15 protein-coding genes and 1 other RNA gene are annotated in these 17943 nt (G+C 66.9%); 3 read left to right on the top strand and 13 right to left on the bottom strand.

Going from position 1 to position 17943, the window contains the following annotated elements:
- Positions 1-50 precede the first annotated feature (50 nt).
- Positions 51-935, top strand: coding sequence for a hypothetical protein (locus ACCQ13_RS19625; protein ID WP_167526978.1), 885 nt, complete (start codon positions 51-53; stop codon positions 933-935).
- 379 nt (positions 936-1314) lie between these two features.
- Here ACCQ13_RS19625 and ACCQ13_RS19630 read toward each other — a convergent pair.
- A non-coding RNA gene (locus ACCQ13_RS19630) (sX9 sRNA) lies at positions 1315-1391 on the bottom strand.
- A gap of 604 nt (positions 1392-1995) precedes the next feature.
- Here ACCQ13_RS19630 and xopAG point away from each other — a divergent pair.
- The gene (gene xopAG, locus ACCQ13_RS19635) at positions 1996-3513 is read left to right on the top strand and encodes a XopAG/AvrGf1 family type III secretion system effector (RefSeq protein WP_274392018.1); all 1518 of its coding nucleotides are present in this window, start codon (positions 1996-1998) and stop codon (positions 3511-3513) included.
- A 136-nt stretch (positions 3514-3649) separates the two neighbouring features.
- Here xopAG and ACCQ13_RS19640 read toward each other — a convergent pair whose 3' ends face one another.
- From ACCQ13_RS19640 to glnA, 7 genes are all read right to left on the bottom strand, one after another.
- Complete coding sequence (locus ACCQ13_RS19640) at positions 3650-4297, bottom strand: superoxide dismutase family protein (protein WP_104601954.1); 648 nt, start codon at positions 4295-4297, stop codon at positions 3650-3652.
- A gap of 46 nt (positions 4298-4343) precedes the next feature.
- On the bottom strand, positions 4344-4946 hold the full coding sequence (locus ACCQ13_RS19645; RefSeq protein ID WP_167526979.1) for a superoxide dismutase family protein: 603 nt from the start codon (positions 4944-4946) through the stop codon (positions 4344-4346).
- Positions 4947-5125: 179 nt separating this feature from the next.
- Positions 5126-6550, bottom strand: coding sequence for a nitrogen regulation protein NR(I) (gene ntrC / locus ACCQ13_RS19650; protein ID WP_159407823.1), 1425 nt, complete (start codon positions 6548-6550; stop codon positions 5126-5128).
- The gene (locus ACCQ13_RS19655; RefSeq protein WP_104602020.1) at positions 6543-7592 is read right to left on the bottom strand and encodes a two-component system sensor histidine kinase NtrB; all 1050 of its coding nucleotides are present in this window, start codon (positions 7590-7592) and stop codon (positions 6543-6545) included. The genes ntrC and ACCQ13_RS19655 overlap by 8 nt, the downstream gene beginning before the upstream one ends.
- A 268-nt stretch (positions 7593-7860) precedes the next feature.
- Complete coding sequence (locus ACCQ13_RS19660; protein ID WP_167526981.1) at positions 7861-9303, bottom strand: ammonium transporter; 1443 nt, start codon at positions 9301-9303, stop codon at positions 7861-7863.
- A gap of 22 nt (positions 9304-9325) precedes the next feature.
- Positions 9326-9664: a P-II family nitrogen regulator gene (locus ACCQ13_RS19665; protein WP_002808480.1), complete on the bottom strand. Its 339-nt coding sequence runs from the start codon at positions 9662-9664 to the stop codon at positions 9326-9328.
- A gap of 273 nt (positions 9665-9937) precedes the next feature.
- On the bottom strand, positions 9938-11347 hold the full coding sequence (glnA, locus tag ACCQ13_RS19670; RefSeq protein WP_064507962.1) for a type I glutamate--ammonia ligase: 1410 nt from the start codon (positions 11345-11347) through the stop codon (positions 9938-9940).
- A gap of 223 nt (positions 11348-11570) precedes the next feature.
- On the opposite strand from glnA, the gene ACCQ13_RS19675 reads away from it, so the two are divergent.
- A complete protein-coding gene (locus tag ACCQ13_RS19675) occupies positions 11571-12365 on the top strand; it encodes an undecaprenyl-diphosphate phosphatase (protein WP_159407824.1) in 795 nt (264 codons plus the stop codon).
- Positions 12366-12440: 75 nt separating this feature from the next.
- Here the strand turns inward: ACCQ13_RS19675 and ACCQ13_RS19680 are convergent, their stop codons facing one another.
- The 5 genes from ACCQ13_RS19680 to ACCQ13_RS19700 all read right to left on the bottom strand — a co-directional run bounded on the left by ACCQ13_RS19680 (position 12441) and on the right by ACCQ13_RS19700 (position 17933).
- Entirely contained in the window at positions 12441-13052 is a 612-nt protein-coding gene (locus ACCQ13_RS19680) for a YbhB/YbcL family Raf kinase inhibitor-like protein (RefSeq protein ID WP_104601958.1), read from the bottom strand.
- Positions 13053-13403: 351 nt separating this feature from the next.
- Complete coding sequence (locus ACCQ13_RS19685) at positions 13404-15476, bottom strand: tetratricopeptide repeat protein (protein ID WP_159407825.1); 2073 nt, start codon at positions 15474-15476, stop codon at positions 13404-13406.
- Between the two features lie 57 nt (positions 15477-15533).
- Complete coding sequence (locus tag ACCQ13_RS19690) at positions 15534-16520, bottom strand: YheT family hydrolase (RefSeq protein WP_104601960.1); 987 nt, start codon at positions 16518-16520, stop codon at positions 15534-15536.
- A gap of 63 nt (positions 16521-16583) precedes the next feature.
- A complete protein-coding gene (locus tag ACCQ13_RS19695; protein WP_208800420.1) occupies positions 16584-17483 on the bottom strand; it encodes a lysophospholipid acyltransferase family protein in 900 nt (299 codons plus the stop codon).
- 21 nt (positions 17484-17504) lie between these two features.
- Positions 17505-17933, bottom strand: coding sequence for a hotdog fold thioesterase (locus ACCQ13_RS19700; RefSeq protein ID WP_104601962.1), 429 nt, complete (start codon positions 17931-17933; stop codon positions 17505-17507).
- Positions 17934-17943: the final 10 nt, after the last annotated feature.

A 17943-nucleotide genomic window follows, 5' to 3' on the forward strand; every position in this document is an offset into this window, starting at 1 on the left:
CATAATGGTTGCAGTGTAGCTTCGACCCCGTGATGGGCCAACCGCGAATCATGAGCAAGACCGAACACGGCGTGACCGCCATGGGTGTATTGGCACTGGAATTGACCGGTGGAAGCGCGCCCGAGCACGGCGCATTGGCGCCCGAGCAGGCCGGCATGCTGGCCGAACGCATCGGCCGCGACCTGGCGCAATGGATCCCCGAGGTCCGGGAACTCGAACTCAGCGTGGCCATGGCGCATTTCGACCCGGCCGAAGTGCTGCGGCCGGGCTGGCCGCTGCACCGCCGCTTGGAAGAGCTGCATGCCCGCGCGCCGGGCCGCGACCAGGGCCCGCGCGTGCTGGCCTTCGGCGCCGATGCGCACGGCGAGATTCCGTTGCCGTTCCAGGCCGATGCGCAACTCACCGGCGGCGGGCTGCGCGTGCTGCCGTTCCTGCTCACCGGCGATGCGCAGCGCGTGGCCACCGTGGCCGATGCGATGGAAGAGGTGCTGCTGGCCCAGGGCATGGCCCAGGCCGATACCGCGCTGCTGGCGCAGGAGAGCTTTGGCGCGCGGATCGAACACGCCCGCTACCTCACTGCGCACGATCTGGCAGCGATGATCTCGATGCAGTACGACAACCAGGGCCTGGCGCCGCTGTGGCCGCTGCTGGAAGCGGCGCTGCTCGCCCCAACCAGCGAGGAGTGGCTGGACCAGGCACCGGAGCCGCTGCTGCGCTATGTCGAGAGCGAAGTGCGCATTGCACTGTTCGATCCGGCCGGCTGGTGCGATTACTACGCACACGATCGCGCGCACTGCGAGCGCCTGCGCGGTGTCTACGAACAATTCCTCTCGCGCCAGCGGCAGATGGCCGCGGTGCTGGACGCCCACGGGCTGCCGGTGCTGTATGTGCATGTGGAGCCTGGACAGGATCCGCGGCAGGCGCTAGCTGCATAAGCTCGTCAGCCGACTCGAACGCTCCCGCATGGGTGACCGTGGAGACGACGGGGCTGTATGTAGACCATGTAAGGCGTGCCTGCGCCTCCCATGCACGGTTGCTGGGGCAACCGATGCAGCGGAGCGCCGGCATGGCCGACGTCGTGGCTGGGACCGGCCAGGGATGCAGGGATGACGGGCTGGCGATTGCCACCGACGCCGTGCCTGCGGGGAAGTGCATTTGCAGACCTGCAACGCGCCCATCTAAGACCGCACCGGGACGAGGTCTGAGCCCTGGCCGAACGGTTGAGTGGTTGCATCAGTAGCACACCCTTGGCGATCATCTGCGCAGTGATTGGATCGCATCGAGCGGCGTTTCGACGCGTGCCGGCCTCAGTGCGACTGGTAAACCGTAGCGAGCAATCATCAGGGTGGGTGCACACGGCGCGCAGGAAGCGGAGTGTATGCGCGGTACCTATCAACTCCGAGCACTGGCCGCGCCCGCCTGGCGGCCGCACAGTGATTTGTCAGCGAAGCTTAGGGTGTCGAACGATTTCCAGATGGGCAATCCCCATCCTGATCCTCGATCCCCCTACCTGCATACCGTGGTCGATATCACACATGCGTGGCTCTGCCATACCACAGCGCATCGCTCGACCGGATGCGCAAGATGCCCCTCAGCGCACTTGCTCGTTTATGACATCACGTCTTCGCGGTCGAAATGGACGCACCCTTAGGCAACAGGCATAGTCGTTGCGCGATTGGACGGAAACAGACCACAGGCCGCCACGCTCAAAATTCGGCTGCTGCTATGAATATTGCGTGCAGCATCGACATTGCCTGCCGGCACATTGAAGCAGGTGCAGCAGTCCGCATCGACGCGGACAACAAACCAAACCATGACGAAATCGCAAGCTGACCGGCACCCGCTTTCTGCTGATGGGTGAGTGCAAATCAACCACGCAGCCACACATAGCGACACTCATGTTACGCAAGTAACGGTCTTTCGCTGCCATGCTTCGCGGAGTCTCGACTCAATTGGAACAGCTGGTCTCCATCCTACACTTGAGAGGACACATCCATGCGCACCAAGCCCGCGCAACCATTGGCCACCATTCAACGACTTCTTGCCTCCGACCCCTCGCCAACGCACTCCCCCTCTGCGCCGTCGCTCACATCGCTGGGCACCAACCAAACGACCGGCTTGCTGGGGGGCTTGCCCGCACGAAAAGCCGGGCAAGCAGCGCAAGAAGGCCCACGCCAGGAAAACGGCGGGCGCGGCAAACACTGGGCATCTCGGGCCGCCAAATACGCGCTGGGAATAGCGGGTGCCGGTTATGTTGCAGATAACTTTTTCTTGTCCACGACCACGTTGGTCGATGGCAAAGCCGGGTTTACCGGCAATGATCGACTGGAAAAGGCATGTGCAAAAGCTGAGAAGTATCACGCGCGATACCACAGCGCTACCGAAGAAGAGCGCGCATCCCATTGTCGTCCTTTCGTACCGATCAAGACCTGCGGGTCCAACCAGTTCGCCACCATGAGCGACTACCGCGCGGCGACCAAAGTCCATGTCGGTCATCTGTTCGACACCGAAACTGCACGGGAATCGCTGCTGACCAACCTCTCCTGTCTCAAGGGCGAGCGGATCAAGCAGGAGTGCATCGCCAAGTATGCGCCTGCGAACGTCCCGGCAGATCCGGACCTGAGCAAGAGTCCGCTGTACGACGGGAAAAACAAATACTCGCTGGCCGGCGTCGCCAACCCCCAAACCGGAGCAAGCGGTTATACCTCGCGCTCCATCACCCAACCCTTCATCAACCGCGGCGTGCAGCACTTCATACAGGCTTCGCAGAGCGCCAAGGCGCGGTCTCTCAAACAATGCATGGAGTCGCTTCAACGCGCATTGGGCGGCAATGATACGCTCAGCAGGCAAGCACAGCACGCCGCCGGCCAGGCAATCCTGAACTTCCGGCAGGTCTATGCTGCCGACGAGCATTGGGGTCACCCTGAGAAGGTCATCATGAAGACCCTGATCGCCAACGGGCTGCTGTCTCAGAAGCAAACCGACAGGATCGATGCGACCTTGATGTTCGAAGATCCGTCCATCAGTGCCCTGAAAAGAAACACCAGCATCGCCGGGCCGTTATTGCAGAAACTGGAAACGAAGATTCAGTCCAGGCGCCTGCGGGATCAACCCGAGGCGCTTGCGGATTTCATGGAGATGACAAAACAGAAGAACATGGAAGGCCTGCCAATTGCGCACTTCAAACTCAGAGCGGACGGTACCGGCTTTGAAGACTGCTCCGGCTTGGGCGACTCGTTCACCAGTGCAAATGCCGTTGCGTGCATTAACCACGCACGCTTGATGAGCGGCGAGCCGCGCCTTTCGCAACAGGATGTCGGGACCGTGGTTGCCTGTCTTAATGCCGTATACGACGATGCCAGCAGCATCCGGCATTCGCTGCATGAGATCGCACGCGGATCCTTCGTCGGCGCCGGCTACACCACCGAGGACGCCGATGCGTTTTATGAGGAGATCTGTAAGGATGCTGCACAGGCATTCTATGCGGGAAAGTCCATGATCCGCAGCGACTAGCGCTCTATTTTCAATTGCCCCTGCCCATCCTATCAGTGGTGGACGCAATACAGCACCGGGTGCGAATTCCACGATCGCGGTGATGGCGACCGAAATGCGCGGCAGTATGGACCGCGACGCAACGCAAGCCATGCGTTTACCTGGTGGCTGCCTGTGCGTTGTCGGTGGTAATCACGCCGCAGGCCAGACGGCCGCCGGCATTGCCGGTGGGCTGGGTTTTGTAGTCATCCGGATCGGCATGCACGATCACGGCGTGCCCTGCGATATCGAACTGGTCGGCCTTGCCGAGATTGACGTTGTTCGACACCGGGGCGTCGATGCTGGCGTTGCCCTGCGCATCGGCGGTGATGTTGGGCATGTCGCCGGCATGATGCGGGTCGGCGCTGACATTGCCGTGATCGGACTGGGCAGGGTTGAAGTGGCCGCCGGCACTGCTGCCGTCCGGCGCGCTGCAGTCGCCTTTTTCGTGGATATGGAAGCCGTGTTCGCTGTTGGGCTTGAGCCCGCTGAGCTGACCGGTAACGCGCAGCGCGCCGTCCACGGTCTTGAAGGTCACCGTGCCTTTGACCTCATTGCCCTTGGTCGGCTTGAGCTCGGCGGTGGCCGTGGTGGTGGCCGCCGCTTCGGTGACCATGGAGGCGGCATGCTCGCCACCATGCGCCGCTTCGGCCGGCGTACCGGCCTGCGGCGCGGGCGCGGGATCGGCCGGTGCCGGTGCTTCGCGCTTGCAGGCGGTCAATGCCAGAGCAGTGGCCAGAAACAACGTAGTGGGAAGAATGCGCATGGAAAGCTCCTGTAGAGACCGCAAACGCGGCCATGGATGCCCCGACTCAGGGCTGCGAAGGGGGGGTACGCCACTGAGTGACGCGAATGACGCCGCACGCCAGCCGTGCACCGGCATTGCCGCTGGGCTGGCTGCGGTCATCGTCGGCATCGGCATGCACGATGAGCGCCTTGCCGACCACGTCGTTGGGCGCGCCGTCGCCCAGGCTGATGCCCGACACGATCATGTCCAGATGCGCGACGCCCTCGGCATCGGCACGCAGGTTGTCCATGTCGCCCAGGTGATGCGCGCCGTTGCCGGCCCGCCCGTGCGGCGCCCCGGCGGGATTGAAATGCACACCGGCACTGCTGGCATCGGCCGCGCTGCAATCACCGCGCTCATGCACATGAAAGCCGGCCACCGCGCCGGCACGTAGCCCACCGACGGTGCCGGTGATGCGGATGCCCTGCAACGCAGGCACCAGCACCACCCGGCCGCTGACCAGACTGCCCGATGCCGAAGCCAGCGCGGCGTCGGCCTGCTGCACCGGGCGCGCGGGCACTACCCGCGCTGCCGGCGGTGGCGGTGCCTTCGGCGGTGGTGGCGTGCTGCTGCAGGCAGCCAGCGCCAGCGCGGTAGCGGCAACGAGCGTGGACGAGCGGTAACGCATCGAGCTGTTCTCCTGATCTGATTGGGAACATATGCGGGCGCGTGTTCACGGGTCATGAAATGCGCCCACGGGCAGCCCACGAGTTTACGGGGGAGGTGTCGCGGGCCGGAATATGCGCGAAAGCAACCTACCCCCTCTCCTGCAGGCGGGAGAGGGGCTCGACTCCGCGTACGGGCACATCAGCGGCGTTTGCGCCCTGGCCCGAGTTTGCGGGTGACCGTATTGCGGCCAAGGCCCAGGCGGGCGGCGGCTTCGGCGCGGCGGCCCTGGGTGAGTTGCAGGGCGGCTTCGAGCAGGGTCTTGTCCAGGCGTTCGCGGGCTTCGGCGTGCAGGCCTTGCGCACCTTCACCCAGGCGCTGTGCGGCCCAGCTGGAGAGCAACTCGTCCCACTGGCCTTCGCCGCGTGCCGCACGGCGGCCGCCACGCGTGAGTGCGGCATCCACGTCCAGCACATCGATGATGTCGGCAGTGGCCAACGCGGCCAACCGCCAGCAGACGTTTTCCAGTTCGCGCACATTGCCGGGCCAGTCGTAGCGGCGCAGTGCTTCCAGTGCGGCCGCCGACAGCCGCTTGGGCAGCATGTCGAGCTTGCGCCCGGCCATGGCCAGGAAGTTCTCGGCCAGCTGCGCGATATCGCCGCGGCGTTCGCGCAACGGCGGCAGTTGCAGGCGCACCACGTCCAGGCGGTGCAGCAGGTCGGCACGAAAGCGGCCCTGTTCGACCAGCGCTTCCAGATCCTGATGGGTGGCGGCGATCACGCGCACGTCCACGCGGATCAACTCGCGCCCGCCCACGCGAAAGAATTCGTTCTCTGCCAATACACGCAGCAGACGGGTCTGCAACGGCAACGGCATGTCGCCGATTTCGTCCAGGAACAAGGTGCCGCCGTCGGCCTGTTCGAAGCGGCCGATATGGCGCTTGGTGGCACCGGTGAAGGCGCCGGTTTCGTGGCCGAACAATTCGCTTTCCAGCAGCTCGGCGGGAATGGCGGCGGTATTGAGCGCGACGAACGGCTTGCGTGCGCGTGGCGATTCGTTGTGCAGCGCGCGGGCCACCAGTTCCTTGCCGGTGCCGGTCTCGCCGTTGATGAGTACCGACAACGGCGCCAGCGCCAACCGGCCGATGGCGCGGAACAGGGCCTGCATCGCCGGGGTGTCGCCGATCAGCGATGCCGAGCCTTCGACCACCACCGTGGCGATGCCCGGCTGCACGTCGGCGTCGGCGTCGGGCAGCGCCCGCGCCGCCAGTGCCACCGCATCGTCCAGGTCGAATGGTTTGGACAGGAATTCATGCGCGCCGCCGCGGAAGGCGCCGGCGGTGCTGGCGACATCGGTATACGCCGACATCACGATCACCGGCAGCTGCGGGTGCTTGGACTTGAGCTTGTCCAGCAGGGTCAGGCCGTCTTCGCCGGGCATGCGCACATCGGTGAACAGCAGGTCCGGGGTAGGACGCATCGCCAGCGCCTGCAGCGCAGCGGCAGCGCTGTCGAAGCCATCGACGGCGTAGCCGGCATCGCGCAATGCCGTGGACAGCACGAAGCGGACCGAACGGTCGTCGTCGACCACCCAGATGTGGTGGGATGCGGCGGCGGCCTCAGCCATGCAGATGCTCCTTGTCGTGATCGCCGGCCAGCTCGGGCAGCAACAGGGTGAAAACGGTATGGCCCGGACGCGAGCGGTAGGTCAGCGTGCCGTGGTGTTCGCGCGAGACCTGCTGGGCCAGCGCCAGGCCCAGCCCGCTGCCTTCAGCACGGCCGCTGACCAGCGGCAGGAACAGGTGCTCGGCCAGCTCTTCGGGCACGCCGCCGCCGTCGTCGATGATCTCCAGCCGCAGCGACATCGCATGCACGCGGTCGCGGATGCGCTGGCCGTGTTCGACGCGGGTACGCAGCGTCACCCGGGTGGCGCCGGCCTGGAAGGCGTTGCGCACCAGGTTCCACACCGCCTGTGTCAGGCGGTCCACATCGCCGAGGATGTCGGGAATGCTGGGGTCGTAGTCGCGCTGCACCTGCACCGACCATCCGCCCTCGGCCTCGGCCAGGCGCAGCACCCGTTCCAGTACGACGTGGATGTTGAGGCCCTGGTGCGGGCGCAAGGGCGAGGGCGACAGCAGACGTTCGAGCAAGGTGTTGAGGCGCTCGATCTCGGTGCCGATCAACTCGATCAGCTCGCGCTCGTCCTCGTCGCGCCCGCCCGAGCGGCGCGCCAGCAGCTGGGCGGCGCCCTTCAGGCCGGCCAGCGGATTGCGCAGCTCGTGCGCCAGGCCCTTGAGCGCAGCGCTCAGGGCATTGGGCAAGGCGTGGGTGGGATCGAGCGCAGGGAATTCATCGACCGGATGGGTCTCCAGCAACCAGCCGCCGTCGTCCAGCCGCGACAGCCAGCCTTCGGCAAAGCGCGGGGCGTCGTTGGGCAGGCCCAACGCCAGCCGGTGCAGGCGCAGTACGTCGCGCTCGTCGTTGAGCAGGAAGCGCGCCAGCGCATCGCCCTGCACTTCCAGGGCGGCCAGCGGTTGATCGACCAGCCGCCGGGCACTGACCCCGAGCCAGCGCGCGAACGCCGGGTTGACGCCCAGTACGCGGCCCTCGCGATCAGCCCAGGCCACCGGGGTGCCCAGGCTGTCGAGCGAGGGAGTGGAGGTGGTCATCGCCATTGCACCAATTTAGTGCAATCGCTTGCCGGCCGCGCGCAGGGCGCACTGGATCTGGCCGGCATGGAAAACGATGATATCCGGCGGCGACGGCCGGCACCGCGCGTGCGCATCTGCGCGCCGACCGAGACAGACGTGGGGCTGGTCATGCAGTCACCTCGGCAGTTGACCCGCGCCAGCCGGCGAGGGAGACGCCGACCCGGCGCAGGCCGCGCCGGTCGGCGGGTTGCGCTGCCCGCGGCGGTGGCGCCACGGGCGGTCATGCTCAGGACTCGTACGCCGCTTCGCCGTGCGAGGTGATGTCCAGGCCCTCGCGCTCGGCGTCTTCGGTCACGCGCAGGCCGAACACCAGCCTGGCGACCAGGAAGCCCACCACCGACACCACGCCGATCCACACCACGGTGATGCCCACGCCCAGGGCCTGGATACCGACCTGGTGCACGATGTCGTAGTCGCCACCCTTCTGGCCGCCCAGCGAGGCCGCCGAGAACACGCCGGTCAGGATCGCCCCGATGATGCCGCCCAGGCCATGCACGCCGAACACGTCCAGGCTGTCGTCGGCACCGAGCAGGCGCTTCAGGCCGGTGACGCCCCAGACGCACAGCACGCCGGCCGCCAAACCAATGAAGATCGCACCGAACGGACCGACGGTGCCGCAGGCCGGAGTGATGCCGACCAGGCCGGCCACCATGCCCGAGGCCACGCCCAGGGCGGAGGACTTGCCCTTGATGATCTTCTCGGTCAACGACCAGCCCAGGATGGCCGCCGCCGTGGCCAGCAGCGTATTGAGGAAAGCCAGCGCCGCGCCGGCATTGGCTTCCAGGTTGGAGCCGGCATTGAAGCCGAACCAGCCCACCCACAACAGCGAGGCGCCGACGAAGGTCAGGGTCACGTTGTGCGGCTTGATCGCCTCACGCCCCAGCCCTGCCCGCTTGCCGACGAAGTAGGCACCCACCAGGCCGGCGATGCCGGCATTGATGTGCACCACCGTGCCGCCGGCAAAATCCAGCGCGCCCAGCCCGAACAGATAACCGCCGGTAGCCCAGACCATGTGCGCCAGCGGCAGATAGCCGAAGGTGAACCAGATCACCGAGAACAGCAGCACCGCAGCGAACTTGGCGCGTTCGGCGAAGGCGCCAACGATCAGCGCGCCGGTGATGCCGGCAAAGGTGGCCTGGAAGGCAACGAACACGTATTCCGGCAGGCTCACGCCCTTGGTGAAGGTGGCCGACAAGGTGTCGATGCTGACCCCCTTGAGCAGCGCCTTGTCCAGATTGCCGATCCACGCGCCTTCGCCGGAAAACGCCAGGCTGTAGCCGTACACCACCCACAGGATGGTCAACAGCGAGAACACCGTGGCGACCTGGATCAACACCGACAGCACGTTCTTGGCGCGCACCATGCCGCCGTAGAACAACGCCAGACCCGGCACCACCATCAACAGCACCAACAGCGTGGAGGTCAGCATCCAGGCGACATCCCCCTTGTTGACCACCGGTGCGGCCTCGGCGGCGGCCACCGGTGCGGCGGGCGGTTGCGCGGACGGCAACGGTTCGCTGGTGACCGGTTCGGTGGGCAACGGCGTGATCTGTGCACCGGACTGCGCGTGTGCGCTGCCCATGCCGCCCGCCAGCAGCGCGCTGACCAGCATCAGTATGCACACGCTGTAGAACCGGGCCTTCCACCCGGCAACAAGAGCTGTCTTCATACGGACTCCGGGGGGGTTGGACTCAGAGCGCATCGGCGCCGATTTCGCCGGTACGGATGCGCACCACCTGCTCGATCGCGGTGACGAAGATCTTGCCGTCGCCGATCTTGCCGGTGCCGGCGGCGTTCTGGATCGCCTCGACCACCGCGTCCAGGCGGTCGTCGGTCACCACGGTTTCGATCTTGATCTTGGGCAGGAAGTCCACGACGTATTCGGCGCCGCGATACAGCTCGGTGTGGCCCTTCTGGCGCCCGAAGCCCTTGACCTCGGTGACGGTGATACCCGACACGCCAGCGGCGGACAGGGCCTCGCGGACCTCGTCGAGCTTGAACGGCCGGATGATGGCGGTGATCAATTTCATGCGCATACCCCGAAAGGTGGAAGGAACCGGCCGGCATTGCGCCGCCCGGCGGTGTCATTCACCTGGATGCCAACCCCGGCATCCAATCGTTCGCAGAGCGCGCAGACCTCGGTCGATGCACTGCATCCACCGCGTGGGAGAGGTCAGGCCCGCGCGCCGCGAACGGTGTGCTTTCGCTTACCCCTCAACGCCACGGCAGCGCCGTGGCGTTGTCGAAATGGGCGGCGATGGTGCAGGTGGGAGGGAGGGCCTGCACCATCGCCGCGGTGGAACTCAGTTGCCGTAGTACAGCTGGTATTCCAGCGGATGCGTTGCCGCGCGGAACTTGGTGACTTCCTGCATCTTCAGCGCGATATAGCCGTCGATGAAGTCGTCGCTCATCACGCCGCCGGCCTTGAGGAACTCGCGGTCCTGGTCCAGCGCTTCCAGTGCCTGGTCCAGGCTGGAGCAGACCTGCGGGATCAGCTTCTCTTCTTCCGGCGGCAGGTCGTACAGGTCCTTGTCGCTGGGTGCGCCCGGATCAATCTGGTTCTTGATGCCGTCCAGGCCGGCCATCATCAGCGCGGTGAAAGTCAGGTAGCCGGACTGCAACGGATCGGGGAAGCGCATTTCGATGCGGCGTGCCTTCGGATTGGTGACCCACGGAATGCGGCACGAAGCCGAGCGGTTACGCGCCGAATAGGCCAGCATCACCGGTGCTTCGAAGCCCGGCACCAGGCGCTTGTAGCTGTTGGTACCGGAGTTGGCGAACGCGTTGATGGCACGGGCGTGCTTGAAGATGCCGCCGATGTACCACAGCGCCAGCTGCGACAGGCCGCCGTAGCCGTCGCCGGAGAACAGGTTGGTGCCGCCCTTGGTCAGCGACTGGTGCACGTGCATGCCGCTACCGTTGTCGCCGACGATCGGCTTGGGCATGAAGGTGGCGGTCTTGCCGTTGCGGTAGGCAACGTTCTTGATGATGTACTTCATCGTCAGCAGCTCGTCGGCCTTCTGCACCAGCGAGGAGAACTTGGTGCCGATCTCGCACTGGCCGGCGGTGGCCACCTCGTGGTGGTGCACCTCGGTCTCGATGCCGACCTGCTCCAGGGTCTTGATCATTTCCGCGCGCAGGTCGTGCAGGGTGTCGGTCGGCGGGACCGGGAAGTAGCCGCCCTTCACGCCCGGGCGGTAGCCACTGTTGCCGCCGTCGTACTTGGCGCCGGTGTTCCAGGCCGCTTCTTCAGAACCCACCTGGAAGAAGGTGTGGCCCATGTCGTTGGCAAAGCGCACCGAATCGAAGATGAAGAATTCCGGCTCCGGACCGAAGAACGCCTGGTCGGCGATGCCGGAGGACTTCAGGTAGGCCTCGGCGCGTTTTGCAATCCCGCGCGGGTCGCGCACGTAGCTCTGCATGGTGGCCGGGTCGAGGATGTCGCAGGTCAGCACCACGGTCGGATCGGCGAAGAACGGATCCAGGTAGGCGGTGCCGGCGTCCGGCAGCAGCACCATGTCCGACTCGTTGATGCCCTTCCAACCCGCGATCGAGCTGCCATCGAACATCTTGCCTTCTTCGAACAACGCCGGCTCGATGATGTTGGCCGGAAAGGTCACGTGCTGCTGCACGCCACGCATATCGACGAAGCGCAGGTCGACGAACTCGACCTTGTTGTCCTTGATCAGCTTTTCAACATTTTCCACGGACATCGGAAGAAACCTCGGATTGGAGTGAAGTGGCTCGTGGGCGGTACTACAGCAGGGACCATGCCAAGCTACCGCGCTTCACAAGTCGTTGATTTTACTGACCTCGGTCGAGACCGCTGCAGCTGCGAAAACACCACCGTGGTGCAAATCGACTCCATCTTGCACCGATATGGTGCATGCGGCAATGCACTATCCTTTGCCCTCCCCCGCACTCCTCTCCCGCCCGATGTCCGACCTCATTTCCGCCCTGTTGCTGGGCATTCTCGAAGGCCTTACCGAATTCCTGCCGATCTCCAGCACCGGCCACCTGCTGATCGCCGAACAATGGCTCGGACGCCGCTCGGATTTCTTCAACATTGTCATCCAGGCCGGCGCCATCCTGGCCATCTGCCTGGCGCTGCGGCAGAAGCTGTGGACCCTGGCCACCGGCCTGGGCGAGCGCGCCAAACGCGACTACGTGCTCAAGATCGGCGTGGCCTTCCTGGTCACCGCAGTGGTGGGCTTGATCGTGCGCAAGGCCGGCTGGCAGCTGCCGGAATCCATCCATCCGGTGGCCTGGGCACTGCTGATCGGCGGTGTGTGGATGCTGGTGGCCGAGCATTTCGCCGGCAAGCTGCCCGAGCGCGACGTGGTGACCTGGAAGGTGGCCATTGCCGTGGGCCTGGCACAGGTGGTGGCCGGCGTGTTTCCCGGCACCTCGCGCTCGGCGTCGGCAATCTTCCTGGCGATGCTGCTGGGCCTGAGCAGGCGCTCGGCGGCGGCGGATTTCGTGTTCATGGTGGGCATCCCGACCATGTTCGCGGCCAGCGGCTACGCGCTGCTGGAGATGTACAAGGACGGCGGCGTCGGCAGCGAGAACTGGACCGATGTGGCGGTGGCGTTCGTGGCCGCCACCATCACCGGCTTCATGGTGGTGAAGTGGCTGCTGGGCTACATCAAGCAGCACCGCTTCACCGTGTTTGCGGTGTACCGCATCGTGCTCGGCGCAGCCTTGCTGCTGTGGTTGCCGGCCGTGGCCTGAGGCGGTCACGCGGCCCTGCCGTGACCGCAGCGACGCTGCGGATCAGGGCAGCTGCGCAGGCGCTGGCGCCGGGTCTCAGCGCAGCGCCGGATTCAGCGTGTAGGTGCCATACAGCGCGGCCTCGGCCAGTACGTGGCCTTGCATCGCCGACAGCAGGTCGGCAGCGCTGAACGGGGTCGGCAGCGGCAGCTGCGCCACATCCAGCGCGAACACGCGAAAGAAATAGCGGTGCAGGCGCAGGTCGTTGAACGGTGGGTATGGGCCGTCGTAGCCCAGGTAGTCGCCCGCCATGTCGGGATTGCCGGCGAACCAGTGCGTGTAGGAATTCAGGCCCTGGCGCGCGCCTGCGGGACGGGCTGGTTGGTGCTTGCCTTTGGCCACGAACCCGTCGCTGCAACTGCCTTGCGCAATCTCGTGCACGGTGGCGGGGATATCGGCCATGGCCCAATGCACGAAATCGGTGCGTGGCTGCTCAACCGGGATCTGCAGATCCTGACGCCCTACCGTCTCCGGCACCGTCGGCACATCCGGGTCCAGGCACAGCAGCGCGAACGCGCGCGTGCCGGCGGGCGCATCGCGCCAGGCCAGGTGCGGATTGCGGTTGGGCGCGAAGCCGTCCGGGGTGCCGGCGGCGAATTCCACCGCAATCGGCTTGCCGTTTTCGATGCTGGTGCTGGTCAGACGCATGCGGAGTCTCCGTGGATCCAGGGCCGCCCAGAGTGCCTGGATCTGCGCAGCAGCGGAAGCAGCGGAAGCAGCGGAAGCAGCGGCGTGCGTCGGCGTACCCGCACCCGTAGGAGCGGCCCGGGCCGCGAGGGCGTTACCGATATCGGTGGGGCCCCATCGCGGCCGGGGCCGCTCCTACAGGGTTGGTCGGAGGTTTGGAGTGTGCGGCACCAAGTGCAAACGCGGAGCCACATGCAGCTGTAGGAGCGGCCCAGGCCGCGAGGGCGTTACCGATATCGGTGGTGCCCCATCGCGGCCTGGGCCGCTCCTACACGGAAATGCGCGGTTAGGGCCGGGGCCGCTCCAGGGTTGTCAGTCCTGTGGGTAGCCGAAGCGCACCGCAATCAGCGTAAGCTGATCGAACTGATCGCCCAGCACGCCGCGATAGTCGCGCCAGCGGCCCGCTGCCAGCCGCGCCGGCCCGCGTGGTTCGATCAACGGGAAGCTCAGCCCGAACGCCTGCTGCAATGCGTCGGAAATGCCCTGCGGGTCGTTCTCGATGCCATCCAGGCGAAGGATGCGGTGCGGGTACAGGTCGCGTTCGTGCAGCACCGCCACTTGCTCCAGCGCGGCCAGCAGCCAGTCGGTGGCCTGCTGCGGCGATTCCAGCGCCAGCGGTGCCGGGGCCCCGGCTGAGAGCCAGTCCAGCAGCATGTCGCGCGGGTCGCGCAGCGCGATCGCCAGGCGCCCCTCGGGCAGATGCCGGCGCAACGCACCCAGCAGGCTGTTGTCCCACCACAGCAGCCAGTCGATGACATTGCCGTCATCGATGGCGCGGCGCGGCAACTGCGCCTTCCAGCCCTCCACCAGCGCCATCGGCGCGAGCTCGCCGGAAGCCAGTTGCGCGACGGTGCGGTAGCTCTGCAATGCGTCCGACGGCGGGGTGGTGCCGTAGCGATCGCCGCGTACCAGCGGGGTGGCGGCGTCCATCACCGCGATCAGCCGTTCGACATGCGAGCCGGGCACGCCCCAGACGAACAACGGGCGCGCGGTGACGGTGTCGGGAATGGTCCCCAGCGCCGGCCACTGCATCGGCTGGCTGGCGGCCAACGGCGGCAACGGCAGCCGGTGCGGGGCCTGTTCGCGCTGGAACTGCATCCAGGTGGCCAGCGCCGCGTCGGGTTGCCCGGCGCGGTCCTGCACGTTGCCCAGCCAGGGCCGCAACACGGTCTGCTGCGGCGCCGGCAGGGAGTCGATCAGCGATTGCACGCAGGCGATCGCCGCCGGCGGGTCCCGCGCCAGCAGGGCTTCGACGATGCGCTGCTCGCCGCTGATGCGGCCCGGTTCCACCGCCACGATCTGGCGCGCCACCATTTCCGCTGCATCGGCATGGCCCTGCAGGTCGTGCACGCGCATCAGCGCTTCCAGCGCCGGCAGGTGCTCGGGCATGGCCAGCAGCCAGCGCTCGATCACGCCTTGCGCCTGCGGCCCGCCGACCGGCTCCACCGCCAGTCGGGCCAGCCACAGGTCATGCGCATTGGCCGAAGTGGCCAGCGCCGCGTCCAGGGTGTCGCGCGCATCGTCCACCGCGCCCAGCCGCTCCCAGGCGGTGAGCAGCGCATGCAGGGTGCGGCGATCAGCCGGCCAGTGCGCCAGCGCCAGGCGCAGGTGCGCGGCGGCCTGGTCGGGGCGACCAGCCTGCAATTCCATCTCGCCGGCGAGCCTGCGCATGGCCGGGATGTCGCCGCCGGGCTGGGCCAGCACGCCCTGCATCGCGGTCAGCGCATCGTCCAGGCGCCCCTGCTGCTGGGCCAGTTGGGCAATGAAGGCGCGCAGCGCGGTGCCGGGTGGGTTGAGTTCCGCCACGCGTTCGAACGCACGCTCGGCGAAGGCGAAATGCTCCTTCTGCAGGTAGGCAAAGCCCAGTGCGAACATCACCCGCGCATCGTCGGGCAATTGCTCGGCGGCGCGGGTGAGCAGCGCCAGCGCGCGGTCGCTCTGGCCGCGACGCATCTCCACCACGCCATCGATCGCCAGCAACTGCGGGTGCTCCGGCGCCAGACGCGCGGCGGTGCGGCTCAGCCGCTCGGCCTCGTCCAGATCGCCACGCGCCACGGCCAGATGCGCCTGCATCACGTAGGCATCGAACTGATTGGGGTCCAGCGCGGTGCTGCGCGACAGCGCGGCATCGGCCGCGGCCAGATCACGCGCGGCCAGCAGCAGGCCGGCACGCAGCAGGTGCAGGTCGGCGTCTTCCGGGGCCAGCGTCAGCGCGGTGTCGATGCTGGCCAGCGCCAGCGCCGGCTGACCTTGCTGCTGCAGGGCCAGCCCGAGCCAGCGGTGCGGCGGTGCGGCGTCCGGCGCGGCCGTCACCCATTCGCGGGCCAGTGCCACCGCATCGTCGGCCGCATTGCGGCGCAGGGCTTGAAGAATGGCGTCTTGCATGGCGGCGGTGTGTCCCGGACAAACCGCTATTGTAGCGATGCGCGGCGGGGCGCCGACCTACCGGGTGGCAGCCAGCCGCTCGGCCACCCAGCGTTCGGCAAAGCCGTCGCCACGGGCGTTTTCCAGAAAACCGCAATGGCCGCCCCAGCGCGCGATCTCCAGCTGCGCCTGCGCCGGCAGGCGCCAGGCGGCGAAGTCTTCGAACGGAATCACCGGGTCGTCCTGGGCCATCAGGATGGCTGCAGGCACCTGCAACCCCGCCAGCCGCTCGCCGGCGATCGAGTAACTCTCGAAATATGCTTCCAGCGAGCCATGGCCGGTGTGCTGCACCGCCAGCCAGGCCATCAAGCCGCGCATGTCCAGGGCCAGGGTGGCGTCGTCGTAGCCATGCTGGTCGGGAAACAGGGCGCGCTTGCGCAGCAGCGAATCGCGCCATTTACGGCGGAAATACCAGTCGTAGAACTGCGGGCCCTTTTCCAGCTGGGTCATGGTGGCGGCCGGGTCCAACAGCGGGCACACCGCCGCCACGCCGGCCAGCGGCAACCCGGCGGCCGGCGCACGCAAGGCCAGCCGCAGCGCGAAATTGCCGCCCAGCGAATATCCGGCCGCCAGCAGCTGCGCCGACGGAAAGCGCTGCCACAGATCGCCTGCGGCGTTGACTACCTCGTCGATGCGGTCGGAGTGGAACAGGTCCACGTTGAGATGATGGGTACCGCCGTGGTCGCGGAAATTCAGCCGGAACACCTGGTAGCCCAGGCCAAGCAGGCGCGCAGCGGTCAGCCGCATGTAGTTCGAATCGGCGCTGCCTTCCCACCCGTGCAGCAACAACACGGTGCCGCGCACCGGCGCATCGCCGGGTGGCACGCTCAGCCAGCCCTGCAGGCGCACGCCGTCGCCGCCATCGAGGATGTGTTCGCTGGTGACCGCGCCACTGGCGGCCAGCAGCTGCCGGCTGCGCAACCGGCGCAAGGCGCTGCTGCCCAGCACCGATTGCACATGCGGATTACGCAGCCAGCGCGGCGGCTGGTAGTCGGAGGCGTTCATGCGCACGCCTGGCCTGCTGGTGGCAGCTTGACGATGGCGGCGATGCGCACCTGCATTGCCGGCTCAGGACTCCATCGCGGCGATGATGCGGTGCCGCGAGGTATCGGCCAGGCGACGCCGCCCTTCGATGTCCAATGCCCCGATCGGCTCCAGGAAATGCACCTCCGCCAGCCGCGACGGCTCACCGAGCAGGCGCACGATATTGGCAAAGAAACTCTCGCGCTCGCCAAAGGCCACCACCGCCTGCGCATTGCCGCGCACACCGTAGCGCAGCGCCACCGGCTGTACCGGCACGCCGGCTTCCACCGCGGCCTGGAAGATGCGCGCATGGAACGGGCCCACTTCGGTGCCGCCGCGGGTGCGCCCTTCCGGAAACACGCCCACCGGCTTGCCGCTGCGCAGGCGCTGCAGCATTTCCTGCAATACCCCGCCCATCGATTCGGTGTTGCCGCGCTGATGGAAGATGGTCTGGCCCTTGGCCGCCAGCCAGCCCACCAGCGGCCAGCCGGCGATCTCGCGCTTGGCCACGAAGCCCATCACGCGCTGGCTGTGCAGCATGGAGATATCCACCCAGCTGACGTGGTTGGCCACGAACAGGGTGGCGCCAGGCAACGGCGTGCCGACGCGGCGCAGGCGGAAGCCGAAGATGCGCATCAGGTTGCCCTGCCACCAGCGGATCATCCGCTCGTCCAGGGTGTCCTCAGCGCCGGTACGGATGCGCGCCAGCGGCGGCGCCACCACGCACAACATGGTGATCGGCAGGCAGATGCACAGATGCAGCAGCAGCAACGGCACCCGGTACAGGTACCGCCACGCGCGCAGCACGCCGCCAGCATCGCGCGTGGCGTCCAGGGATGACTCGCTCATTCGACCAACGGGACCGGTAGCAGGGGGAGGAGGCACGGCTATTGTGACAGCAGCTTGGCGGCGGCGCAGTGCCGGTGGCGAACGGCGCTGTTCCACCCATGCGCCTGGCGGACGCGCTCAGCCATCGTTGCGCGCCACCACCGCCAGGGTCAGCCGCGACACGCACACCCGTTTGCCGGCCGGATTCTCGATGACGATGTCCCAGACCTGGGTACTGCGCCCGACGTGCACCGCGCGCGCGGTACCGGTGACCAGGCCCTGGGTGGCGGCCCGCAGGTGATTGGCATTGATTTCCAGCCCCACGCAGATCTGGCTGCGCAGGTCCACGCACAGGTTGCCGGCGCTGCTGCCCAGGGTTTCGGCCAATACCACCGAAGCGCCACCATGCAGCAGGCCATAGGGCTGCCGGGTGCGCGTGTCCACCGGCATGGTGCCGCGCAGCCAGTCGTCGCCGACCTCGGTGAACACGATGCCCAGGTGCGCGATCAGGCTGTCGCGGCTGGTGGCGTTGAGGGCGGCGAGGTCGACGGGTTCGCGAAAAATCATGGGCTGGGAA

The organism is Xanthomonas sp. NCPPB 1638 (assembly GCF_041475635.2).
Taxonomy (GTDB): Bacteria; Pseudomonadota; Gammaproteobacteria; order Xanthomonadales; family Xanthomonadaceae; genus Xanthomonas; species Xanthomonas cucurbitae.